Raw genomic sequence first — 12,432 nt, 5'->3', positions numbered from 1 at the left:
TTGTTTATGCTGTTATTATGTTTACAGCAATACAAACAAAAATTAGTATGATAACTTTTATAATACTTTTTGCAGTTTTGCCAATAGTTATCTATTTTTATGTAAAAACAATATTTCCTAAGAATATTAATTAAATGGGACTGTACAAAAAGGTAACCTCATTTTTCGATTTACTCAAAAAGCATTTGTGCAGTAGTCTTTTCTTCTTTTTTTATTTCAACATCTAAATATTTTTTTATATCTTTTTTTCTGTTCTCTAAATATCTTAATAAAACAACTTCAAGTGTATCTGATCTTCCATACCCCTTGAGTCTATAAAAAGGTAATGATTTTATCTCATTAGATAATGTGTCAACATATAGATTTTTAAAATTATTTAAAAATCTAAGAGCATACTCATCTATTATTGACTCAGCTAAAGTTTTATTAATAGTCATTTTGCCAGCTACTTCAATTAAATCTTTTCTGTTAAAAAACTTTTTAACCCTAGAAGCTATATTAAGTCCAATATCTCTTGAATCGACATTTTTACCATAGATTTTTGTTGTTGCAATATCATAAAAAGGTGATAATCTTAATTCTTTTTCATATAAACTACTTGATTTATAAATCAAAGATAAGTTTTTTGCATGTAAATCACCATGACCAATTATTACAGAGAACACTAGAAATTTATAAAGTTCTAGAGTATCATCTTCATTTATTAAATCAAATACATGCTCTTTTAATTCATTAAATTTTATATCATACTTGTATTTTGATGCTTTCCCAATAAAAGTTAAAAAGTCAGTGTGATCAAACTTTATCCCGGCGTAATTATCGTATCTTTTAATTATATAATGATAATCAACACCTTCTTTGATAATTGCATTATAAGGTATATCAAATCCAAAATCTCTTGCCATAGTCATAAATAGATGCTCATTTATTAACAAATAGGGTATATAGTTATCGTTATTTCCTCTTCTTTTAAAAGTACATCTATGTTTATTGTAAGGCTTAATGAAATATAGATCATTTTTATTATCTGTAAATTGTATTTCTTTTTTTTTATGGTCTAGACTAACTGCAAATTTATATTGAACTCCACTCAAACCTATTGCACTATCTTGAGCTAATTTATTAAGCTCTTTTGGATGCAGTTTATTATCTTCAATATTAACAAAGGAGTAATCTTTTAAAATATTAGGGTATGTATATTTGCTTTGTAATACCTCGTCTTTAACTGATTCATAAGCTACTATTTCATTTTCAATTAAAGTAAGTGCTTCAAAATCCTTTTTATTATAGAACTCAAAACTACCATTATTATTGCTTAGGTGTAATAAGATACCTATTATATTGCTAATCCCATGCTCGTGTTTAATACTAGAAACTATTTCACTTTCTGGTATTAAGTTTTCAAAAATTGGAAAAAGCTCATCTGATTCATTTTCTTTATTTTTAAGACCTAATAAATAACCAGTTAGTTTAATATCGTCTTCATAACTAAAGTAAAACAAATTATTCTTTTCTTCAAGAACACCTAGTAATCTATTGTTTTTAACAACATATATTTTCATTTATATCCTAATATTAGTTAAGTATATATACTTAACTATAACATAATATAAATTTTTGTCAAGTTTTATTTAAAAGCAAAATTTGACATTTTTTATTAAAAATAGTACTATATAGTATATATACTATATAGAATTAAATATGAAAGGTTTAAGATGGGAAGAAAAGAATTATTTAACACCAACAAAACTTACATTTTAAAACAATTCAAAAAGAAACCTTTCTATTTTAGTAATGTGGATATCTCAAGAATCAAAGATGAACTCAAAAAAAAATCATTAATACCAGAGAACATGAGTTATGATAGATTTTTCAATAGGTTAATAGATGAGGGTTTAAATACTTTTACACTTAGTATTCAAGGGTCTTATAAAACTAGATATTCATTTAAAAAAAATTTAGATCATGATTTATTTGCTTCTATTCTCTCTGGAAAAAAAACTTTCTTATCTATGACAACATCATTAAGATTTCAAGGTTTAACAGATTATAGAAATGATGTTATATTTATATCAAGAGAGCAATCAGATAAGGGATATTATGGTCATGAGAATGTATTAGAACAAAATGCAATTGATAAGGCCTTTAGGCAAGGTACTCCAAGATATTCTAATAGTATTGGAGAGATAGATGGTAAAAATTACGTTTTTCTAAGTCCTAAATATTCAGATTGTTACGGAGTAATTACTATGAAAAATGGAGTAAAAGTTTCATCAATTAATAGGTCTTTTGTTGAGATGATAATTAATATTCACTATTTTAAAACATACACTACAATCATTGATATTTTTAAACCTTTGAAAGAAAAACTAGATATCAAAGAAATATATGAGTATATTAAAATTTTAAATTACATTTATCCATATTTTCAATGTGCAGGATTTTACTTAGAACAAATAGGGTTTTGCAAAGATGAATTGATTGAATTTAAAAATTGTGTTTCAAATTTAAATTTTTATACCCAAAAGAGAAAAGTAGAAATAGTTGGAGAAGATTATTTATTTAATGAATATTGGAAAATGTACTATTAGTAAATACTGAATATAACTAATTATAATCAACTTTCATAAGCGGTTTTTTAGTTTTTCTTATATCCTATAAATTTGAATCAAAAAAATGTTATATATTGAAACATCAATAAATGACTTAATTAAGGCAATTATAAAAATTTGTTACAAAGAAAAGTAATAAAAACAAAGTTCAACAACCTGTAGAGACTGTGAAAGAACTAAAGCCATTGATAACAAGAAATTAGCTAAAATATAGTTATCATAGATTAACAAAAAGGCCTAAAATGCCGAACTACAAAGAAGGATTAAACCGTCATCAACAACTCTTATTTCCGCCTAGTATTGATGAGTATGTTGATGAAAACAATCCAGTAAGAGCTATTGATAGCTATGTTGATAGTATAGATTTATCTACTTTAGGAGTATTTACTTGTAACGGTGGTTCTGAAGGTCAACCAGCATATCACCCAGCACTACTTTTAAAGATTTACCTCTATGGATATCTAAATAGTATAAGAAGCTCTAGAAAGCTCGAACGTGAGATTAAACGTAATATTGAGATGATGTGGCTTTGTATGGGACTTTCTCCTGGATACAAAACTATTGCTAACTTCCGTAAAGATAATCCTAAAGTCTTAAAACAATTATTTCGTGACTTCGTAATACTATGTCGTTCTGTAGATTTAATTGATGGAGAAGTTGTTGCTATTGATGGAAAATACAAGTTTATTGTTGCCACTGATATCTCTACTAAAGGAATAGATTTAGATCAACTCTATCCTCTATCAATACAAGCTAAAGAGGCCACAGGAAATAAGAAGATAAAAGTTGCAGCCGATGCAGGTTATTACAATCCCAAAGAGATTAAGAAATGCGTTGATGAAGGTATAGATGTTTATGTACCCATACAAGATAAGCAAAAACAACAAAAAGACAAAGGAAAATTTACTCGTGATGCATTTGTTTATGATGAAGCTAAGGATTGCTATATCTGTCCTAATCATGAGATATTAAAGCGAAAAGAAACCATTTATGAGAGGAATGGTATTAAGCGTTTTATGTATAGGAATGTAAATTCTGTATGTAAAGTCTGTTCCATACGCCAACAATGTCTTCCTAATACAACACCTGCAAAACGTCTTTGGCGTTGGGAGCATGAATCACTCATCGATACACACCGTACGAAGATGCAGACACGCAAAGCAAAAACTATGATTAAACAGCGGGCTGCTTTGGCAGAACACCCTTTTGGTACAATCAAACAAAAGCTTGGTTGGAGTCATTTTCTAGTAAGAGGCAAAACAAAGGTTGCTGGAGAGAATGCTTTAATTATGCTCACCTATAATTTTAGAAGATTGTTAAATTTGATTGGTATTAAACTATTTCAAAAGCTAATAAAGGGCATTAAAAGTGGCAATATTGAAGATATAAAACAAGAAATAGCAGAGTACATTGCAGTTCTAGTCTTTTTTAGAGCTTTTTTTCGTCAAAAAGTGAGTTTATATATCTGAATATTGAAAAATCTTTCTTTAGCCCGATTCTTTTATTTATATAGGGTTAGTTCTTTCACAGTCTCTACAGGTTGTTGAACATTCATATATTAAAGAATCATTTATTTAAAATCAAAAGGCAGTTTTCTATATCCTATAAACTGTGGGCAAATATCTATATATTGTTTCTATCTACTTTACCTTCAATAATTCTTTGATAAATTTTTAATATATCTTGAGGTAAATCAGTATTTTTATAAAGGTCTTCTCCTATATTATCAATATCATTCTCTATAATAAGTCTTAAGCATTCTTCAATAATATACCATGCCATATTCTGATTATCAAAATCTACCACAGGTTTTGCAGTATAAGGTAGTGCAGTAAATTCACTTAAATTATTTATTTCAGTTGACCATCTACAAAAATCTAATATTATGGGTACTATATTAAATTTTGGATCTTTCTTTTTTCTTTCAAATGCCTTGTCAATTTCATATTCATGAATATATTGAGTTCTCATAAAATTAGGACTTATCATAAAACATACAATATCTGATTCTTCAAAATGTTTATTAATCTCTGAATCCCATTTTGTACCAGCTTTAAGTTCTGTGCAATACCAGTTGGATACTTTTCCATCTTGCTTTAACGCAGATAAATGATCAATAAACTTATTCACTAGAGTAATATCTTGTTTTGAATATGAAATAAATATCTTTTTCATTTTATTTGTTGTTTTTAAATGCATTTTGAAATCTCCTAAATTATAATAATTATCCGCATATAAAAATGTCCAATTTTTTTTCTCTTCGTTTTCATGAATAACAGATAAAGGAATATATTCAGAAACACTTTTAGGTATCATTTCTTCTGTTTCATATCCATCATTAATTTTATGAATATACATAACAATTTCATCAGCAAAATCTGTTGAACTATCATTATTAAGTTTTATAATATCAATTGATGCATTTCCATAATCATCTCCTAAATTAAATTGAACCATCACAATATCATTAGAATTCAAATCCTTAATAATTAGCCCATTTTTCCAATAATAAAAAGAATCTTTACTTGAATTTTCCTTGATTACTAACTTACCATATTCCTGAAAAAAATTAAGTACAACATTTTTATGAATAAAACCTGTATATTGAATTTTTCTATACGGAGTTATATTTGTATTTAAAAACAATTTAACTGCTTGTATAGGTTGAGGAGGAAGATAGAGAGGAGCAATATATTTTTCTGAGTCAGGATGTTTAAATATGATTTTAAAGTCTTTCATTAATCCAATAATATCTTTTTCCATTTTTATATCATCTTTACCTAACATATTTTGGAGATATTTATCATTAAATTCACCATTTAACGTTACTAATCCGCTTAGTATTAAATGAATTTTTTCAATTATCCATTTCTTATCTATGTAAACTTTTCCTTCACTATCAATTGAAGGTTTATAAAGAATTGTTCCTACTTGATTAAGATAATTGGCAAGATATATTGTTTGTTCATTATTAATTTCTTCACCTAATAGAGTTGTACAATATTCTTGAAACTCATCAATACAAAGAATAGGTTTCCCCTTATATCTGGCTATATTATCTTTAACTATCCCATAATAGTTGGGTAACTTTGCACCTAAGATTTCTGTATCGTTTAAAGTTTCAGTTATCAATGAGTCTAAATGATTTAAGTTTCGTTTAGGTATTAGTGAAATATTAATAAAATCATTTATAAAGGGGTAATTAGAAACTATTTTTTTATGATTTAGGTGATGTATTTGATCTAGTTTTTCCACTTTGTTTTGTATGAGAATTACATGAGTAGTATACTCTGTATCTTTTTCAATCTCAAAATCAAAATTTTCTGCTTCAATTTCTCTTGTATAATACTTAATTGAATCTAACCAATAATTAATAGGATAATCTTGAGTCTTTACTTCTTCAATACTTCCATCAACTTTTTGCATTTTAGTACTTCTAATATTAAGATTATTAGTATCAAGATTCCAGATTAATAAATAAACTGTATTTTTCCCAAAAAATAAGTGGTGAGTGTCATGAAAGTAATCATGACCTCCAAAATCAAATAAGTTAAGATTACACTTCTCCTTAATTTTTGAAATAATATATTTACTTTTAAGTTTCTGCTCTTCCATCCAATGGGTAGGAGGATGTTTTTTATCTAGTTCAAATTCATTATTTAAGTATTTAGCTAATGTTGTTTTTCCAGCTTCACTATTTCCTATTAAAATTAACTTTACATCTTTATTAACATATGTTTCTCCTAATAACATCTCTTCAAAATAATTCAAAACAGCTTCTTTACTAATATTAACTATTTCAATAGGAGGACTTTCTAATGGATTTTTAGCAATATTTATTGTATTTAATTTCCATTTTGAGTTAGTAATATTATTTTCGTGAATTAGTTGTTTTAAAGGAGTTATGTCTTTAATATCATTAGCATGAATATCAATAGTTTTGGCAAAAGGAAATTTTTTTAAAAATGAAGTGAATCTTATTTTATTATTACTTAAATAAAGTTCTTGAAGAGAATTAATTATAGCTGTATTATTAATTTTAACAATGAGATTATTATTTAGATGTAGTATTGCAATCTTCTCTAGCTTTTTAAGAGAAGGAATCACTTCTATTATATTATTACTAAGATTTAAATATTCAAGTTTAGTTAGATTTAGTAAAGGTCTAATACTTCGGATATTCCATCGATTCCATTTCCTCTTACCATCATTCCAATCTCCTCCAGAGATTAATGATTTTAAGTTCTCTAGTTTTTTAATCTCTCTTGGAAAATCACTTAAAGTGTTTCTCCCTCTTTCATTTTTACTAACACTTTTATGCCATTTATCATTTTTATATTCAGCCCATTCATTACTTAAAATTAATTTTTCAATGTGCGTATTTTCAAATACTTCTTTAACTTCAAGTAAGTTTGTCAAATAACAATTCCCTAAATCAAGTATTTTATCTTTTGTTCTTAAGTTATTTTCAATTATTTGCTTTGCATAATTCAATCTAACAGTAGACGCATTAAGTATTATATTTTCTAGTAAATTTTTGAATTTTATAAAATTTTCTTTATCTGTAATATTACTCCATATAATTTCTCGTAATCTATCAGGGAATGTTCTTTGAAGTTTTTCATTTATGTCAATACTTTTAAAAATGTAATTTTCATTAAAAAGTAAGATTATAATACTATTCTTTGGAATATTCTTAAGATAATATTCTATTTGAGTATAAATATTATTATAATCATTGTTTGTCCTAATCACAATTATAAAAATAGAATTTTCTCTAATTCCTAATAGACTGCTTCTAGCGTCAAGAGAATTAATAATTGCTCTTTCTTTTATATCAACAAAAACAGAATACTTATCATTTTCTATAATCCAGTCTGCTTCATAATTTATAGATATTGCCCTTGGATCTGATAATCCAATATTAGTAGATGTAAGTATCCTGATTAAGCTTGTTTTTCCTACATTATTGTTCCCTACTATAAATAACTGAGACTTATTTTGATTCATTAAAACACCATTATAATTATTTTGTGATTTTACTATAACAATAATATTAGCAATTATATACTATAAATAGCCTTTTTTAAAACTATATCTTTGTTAAACTTCAAAACTAAAACATAAATTAATACTTATATTTACATTATTTTATATCTTCATCTATTGGCTTTACATATCTCATAGTTGTTTTTATATCACTATGGCCTATAAATTTCTGAATGAATTTAGGGTTAATAAATTTTACATATCAGTTATAATTTCTACTCTAAATGAGTGAGAAGAATATCTATGCCCTAATACTTCTTGAATAAACCTCTTAACATATGCTTTATAAGTTGAAGTACTTGGAACTTTAGTCACATCACCTTTAACTATTCTCAAAATAGTGACTATATTCATGAAAAATCTAATGATATAAGAAAACAAAGAAGCCAATAAATTAAATTTAGTAGCCTTTTTCATCAAGAGTAAAAATCATAAAAAAATTTATTAGAAGTTTTATTAATTAGCTTTCCTAATATTTATAGCTTCTTCAATAGCATTTTCTAAATGTTCTGCAATCCATGCGTATCGTTCTTTACTATTTGTTCCTACTGGATTGTAGCATTTAACAATACTAGATAGCTTTTTACCAGTATTACCATAACCAATATAATCAAAAGGATTTTTGCCTTTTTTTGAGATATTTCCATTAAAATTTTTAAGACCATGTATATAAATACCTACAACACCCATATTTTCATCCCATGCCTTTACAATTTCATGATTTATCCACTTTCTATTTGCTGTATTTTCTCCGATAAGTACAACTGTACATGTACGACCTTTCATTTGATTAGTAATCCATCTTTTTATAGAAATATCTTTTCCACTCAGAACAGTTTCCCAATCATTGTCACTTGCAGGCTTATTACTTTCAATTGCACCTATATTACGTACTTGTGAAACACGTGTCACATCAGGTTTATAGTGAAAACTGTAAAATACTTTTCTTGCCATTTTATTCCCCTTTTTATTATTTAATATGTTATTATATTATAACATATTTATAAATTTATTTTTTATAGATGTATATAATGATATATTAATACTAAATAATATTATTATTGATAATTTCAAGCTAATTCTTTATATAATAGTTCTCAAATAAGTATAATTATATAAAAAATTATTTTGAATGGATTTTAAGAGTCACAAATAATAGGAGAAATTATGACACGTCGTTTACCTTTAGTTGGAGTTAGAATTCATCTCTCGGGTTCTATACCGGATAAATTATCTAAAGAAGAAGAAACAGGAATCTGCTCATTTGTTCAAGGATTTGCAACAAAAATATTTAGTGAAGGGGGAACTATTATTCATGGTAGTCACCCTACATTATCAGCTCCTTTGGAAAAATCTGCTAGGAACTTTATATCTGCAGGAGGTAAGAAAGATGCTCTAACTTTAGTTCGTGCTCAAAAATATGCAATAGAGGCAGAACATTTAAAGGAAATTGAATATCAACGTGAATATTCTGTTGTACAAATTATACCTGGTTTAAAAGAAGATGAAGAAAAAAGTTTGGTTCCAATGAGAGAGTGGATGTCAGAGCGTTCAGATGTTATTGTTTGCTTTGGGGGGAAATGGTGGGATGAGAACAAATTACGTGCTGGAGTACCGGAAGAACTAGATACTACTTTGGAACGTGGAAAACCTGCTTTTGTTATTTCTAGCTTTGGTGGTGCAATGAAAGGTTATCTTGATGATGACAGTACCTTACTATCTCGATTACGTAATGGCCTTTCACCTGAACAAAATTTTGAAATTTCAAAAAATACATCTCCAAAAGCTCTTGTAGATAAGATTGTTACTCAGTTAAAGCTATTACCATTAGTTCGTAATAGTGTATCAAGTGGACGTAATTTTCGTATTTTAGTCTTAGATGGAGGAGGTATTAGAGGTACATTTACTGCATCAGTACTTGCAAAATGGGATGATATGCTTAAAAAAGGTGGAGGTAATGAGCTTGTTAAGCATTTTGATCTTGTTGCAGGTACTTCAACAGGGGCAATACTTGCAATAGGATTAGGACTTGGATTAACTCCTAATGAAATGCTATCCTTTTATAAATCTAAGGGTTCCAAAATTTTTCCTAAAAATAGGAAAATGAGACACTGGCTTAATTCTAAGCATGATTCACAAACACTTGGAGAGATATTAAAAGATGTATTAGGTGAAGATACCCTTCTTAGTGAGTCATACTGTAAACTTGTTATTCCAACGGTGCGTGCTGTACATGGTGAAACTGAAGTAATTACTACTCCTCATACTCAAGATAGAACTGGTTTTCATGGAATTACAGCAGTAGATGCCGCATTAGCTTCGTCAGCTGCTCCAACTTATTTTGATGAAGCAGTTATAGATACGGAGATTGCTGTAGAAAAATACTTAGATGGGGGGATTTGGGCAAACAACCCAATAATTCCGGCTTTAGCGGAAGCTGTACGATATTTAGATATTCCTTTAGATAGAATTGATGTTTTAAGTATTGGAACTATGGGGAATGAATCTGATTTTACAAAATCATTAGGTAAAGGTAAAGCAGGATGGGCACCGGAAAGTGCGGACCTCTTTTTCTCAGCTCAAGAACATTCTGCATTAATTATGGCAGAAAGCTTTCTTGGTCCTGCACGTCATTTACGTATTAACCAACAAATACCAAGTGAAATAAAGTTAGATGATACGGAGGCTATTGAGGATATGACTACAAGAGGTAATAGAGTTGCAAAAGATTCCTTTAGTGCTGTACGATCTAGGTTTCTGGATGGTATTCACGTTGAGGATTGGAAAAGTTAAAATATTTTATTTATAATATTTTCAACCATATTTTTCCAATCTAAGGATCAAGTTTTGGAATGATACCAATAAACTAGACACTATTTAATATATCAATGATAAGAATCATTGTAAAATTTATAAAGGTAAAAAATGGCAATAATAATATATAGTGAAGAGTTTAGGTTAGAAGCAATTAATAAATTTAATTGATAAGGATAATTTAGAATTTATATTAGTGTATAGGAGTAAAATAATGTCAAATTTTTTTAAGTTACTTATTCCAGTAACAGAGGCAAATGTATCAAGTACAAAAACTATAAAATTATGTGGAAAGATGTGGACTCTTGTTGATTTTAAACAATTATCTGATGCTCCACCTTTTACCTGTATCTCTTATTCATGGGGTATAGATAAATCATTAAATCCATTGAATAGTGAAAAGGAAATCTCTGCTAGAACTATTCCTGTTATTGAAACGGTTATCAATTCTTTTGAGTCAGATGAGTGTTGGAATACTGAAATAGAAAGTTTATTTCATAGTGAAGATAAACTTGCTAAAAAATTAGCATTAGCTCATAAGGCTTCATCTGCTATTTGGATTGACGCATTATGCAGTCCACAGGAACAGCCTGCTGCTGACATATGCATTCAAAATATGGGTGAAATTTATAAGTCAGCAGCTCAAATATTTGTTGTATTGAACACTAATTGCCTAGATACTGTAAATAGGATATATAATAGAAAGCCACTAAGTCTCAATGATTATATAGCAGTTGCAAATGATGACTGGATAGACCGGGTTTGGACATACCAAGAATTTGTAAATAGTAAAATGATGTTCTTAATAGCTGAAGGTAAAGAAAAAAAATTTATAAGTGAACTTAATTTTCTTAATGCACTAATGACCTATGCAACAGCCTACTCAGATATCCAAGATATAGATATGTATCAGAAACTTGAACGCATGCAATTGCTTGTAGCTGCACAACAAATAAATGCTCAATCGGCATTTCAGGCAATGTCAGCTGTAAGCAGACGATTCGCTACTCGTCAAGAAGATCGTATTAATGTAATGATATCGGTGGTTACAAATGGAATCACCTCGGAGCAGAATTTACATTTGATTCCACCAATAGAGCATTTTATGAATATTTGTGAAGAGAATAATGATTTTTCATTTATTTTTTCTACAAATCCGAGAAGTGAAGTAGTTGGTAAGAGATGGAGACCAATAGGTAATCAACTAATAGCTGTTATTTCTGATGTATCAGTGTATGGTAGCGGATTATCAGGATGTATCAATGATACACACCTTCAAATGAATAATATGTGTAAAATGGTTCCATGGAAAAATAACTTAATTATTTCTTCTATTGATGGTTTTATTAATGGTAACTTATCTAAATTACTCTTTGAGGGGCTGCGCCAACGTGGATTCGAAGGATGTGGAGAGTGTATAAAGCTTGAAGAAGGATATTTTTTCCCTCAATCACCACATAAACGTTCAAAAGATCTTTTTGTTGTTGTCTCAAATGATGTTAAATTCCATCAAGGGGCACCTGCATTATTATTACGTTCAAATGATACGGATATAAATCAATTTTGTGACACAGGCATTTTTATAGGGAAACCTCCAAAGAATAGTGAAAATATTAATGTGTCATGATTTTAAATAGTCAAATATTGTTATATTATTTTACCTTATGGGAAAATTATTGTTCATAGCAGAGGTTTCACAATCTCTTATATTTGGAACACGAAGCACACATATTAGTTTTCCGTGTTCCACAAAGTGTTCAAAAAGTAAAAACTGCAAAGTTCCACAAACATTAAGGAAATATGGAACAAAGATTATTAATATATATTTAATATGTAGGATATGCTTTACTGTTGCATTTCATTTAATGAAACTAAATTTTGTTCAGATACATGTTTTTTTACTGTGTTAAAACTTACTCCAGATTTTTTAGCTATTGCATAATGAGTTATAGTTTTT

The 12,432-nt window shown here is 28.0% G+C and carries 8 protein-coding genes; 4 read left to right on the top strand and 4 right to left on the bottom strand.

Translation table 11 applies throughout. The features are described from left to right. Positions 1-170 precede the first annotated feature (170 nt). Complete coding sequence (locus KO488_RS08160) at positions 171-1,562, bottom strand: type II toxin-antitoxin system HipA family toxin (RefSeq protein WP_216058311.1); 1,392 nt, start codon at positions 1,560-1,562, stop codon at positions 171-173. Positions 1,563-1,715: 153 nt separating this feature from the next. Here KO488_RS08160 and KO488_RS08155 point away from each other — a divergent pair, with 153 nt between their 5' ends. Together KO488_RS08155 and KO488_RS08150 are read left to right on the top strand one after the other, a co-directional pair. Continuing rightward, positions 1,716-2,591, top strand: coding sequence for a hypothetical protein (locus KO488_RS08155; protein WP_216058310.1), 876 nt, complete (start codon positions 1,716-1,718; stop codon positions 2,589-2,591). A 263-nt stretch (positions 2,592-2,854) separates the two neighbouring features. Further along, on the top strand, positions 2,855-4,081 hold the full coding sequence (locus KO488_RS08150; RefSeq protein ID WP_216058309.1) for a transposase: 1,227 nt from the start codon (positions 2,855-2,857) through the stop codon (positions 4,079-4,081). Positions 4,082-4,235: 154 nt separating this feature from the next. Here KO488_RS08150 and KO488_RS08145 read toward each other — a convergent pair whose 3' ends face one another. From KO488_RS08145 to KO488_RS08135, 3 genes are all read right to left on the bottom strand, one after another. Next, positions 4,236-7,622, bottom strand: a complete 3,387-nt coding sequence (locus tag KO488_RS08145) for a TIR domain-containing protein (protein WP_216058308.1) — start codon at positions 7,620-7,622, stop codon at positions 4,236-4,238. 234 nt (positions 7,623-7,856) lie between these two features. After that, positions 7,857-7,997 carry a hypothetical protein gene (locus KO488_RS08140; protein WP_216058307.1) on the bottom strand — a complete coding sequence of 47 codons (141 nt, stop codon included), beginning with the start codon at positions 7,995-7,997 and terminating at the stop codon, positions 7,857-7,859. Positions 7,998-8,117: 120 nt separating this feature from the next. Next, complete coding sequence (locus KO488_RS08135) at positions 8,118-8,615, bottom strand: TIR domain-containing protein (RefSeq protein WP_216058306.1); 498 nt, start codon at positions 8,613-8,615, stop codon at positions 8,118-8,120. A 213-nt stretch (positions 8,616-8,828) separates the two neighbouring features. Between KO488_RS08135 and KO488_RS08130 the strand changes: the two genes are divergently transcribed. Beyond that, on the top strand, positions 8,829-10,454 hold the full coding sequence (locus tag KO488_RS08130) for a CBASS cGAMP-activated phospholipase (protein WP_216058305.1): 1,626 nt from the start codon (positions 8,829-8,831) through the stop codon (positions 10,452-10,454). A 235-nt stretch (positions 10,455-10,689) separates the two neighbouring features. After that, positions 10,690-12,102, top strand: coding sequence for an HET domain-containing protein (locus tag KO488_RS08125; RefSeq protein WP_216058304.1), 1,413 nt, complete (start codon positions 10,690-10,692; stop codon positions 12,100-12,102). Positions 12,103-12,432: the final 330 nt, after the last annotated feature.

This window comes from Poseidonibacter lekithochrous, from assembly GCF_018861145.1.
Classification (GTDB): Bacteria; Campylobacterota; Campylobacteria; order Campylobacterales; family Arcobacteraceae; genus Poseidonibacter; species Poseidonibacter lekithochrous_A.
The sequence above is the reverse complement of the archived record's forward strand: the minus strand, read 5'-3'. Positions and strand labels throughout refer to the sequence as shown.

What these genes read in the sequence shown, in the direction of transcription:
- KO488_RS08160 (WP_216058311.1), bottom strand. Translation starts at nt 1,562, where the DNA reads ATGAAAATATATGTTGTTAAAAACAATAGATTACTAGGTGTTCTTGAA.
- KO488_RS08155 (WP_216058310.1), top strand. Translation starts at nt 1,716, where the DNA reads ATGGGAAGAAAAGAATTATTTAACACCAACAAAACTTACATTTTAAAA.
- KO488_RS08150 (WP_216058309.1), top strand. Translation starts at nt 2,855, where the DNA reads ATGCCGAACTACAAAGAAGGATTAAACCGTCATCAACAACTCTTATTT.
- KO488_RS08145 (WP_216058308.1), bottom strand. Translation starts at nt 7,622, where the DNA reads ATGAATCAAAATAAGTCTCAGTTATTTATAGTAGGGAACAATAATGTA.
- KO488_RS08135 (WP_216058306.1), bottom strand. Translation starts at nt 8,615, where the DNA reads ATGGCAAGAAAAGTATTTTACAGTTTTCACTATAAACCTGATGTGACA.
- KO488_RS08130 (WP_216058305.1), top strand. Translation starts at nt 8,829, where the DNA reads ATGACACGTCGTTTACCTTTAGTTGGAGTTAGAATTCATCTCTCGGGT.
- KO488_RS08125 (WP_216058304.1), top strand. Translation starts at nt 10,690, where the DNA reads ATGTCAAATTTTTTTAAGTTACTTATTCCAGTAACAGAGGCAAATGTA.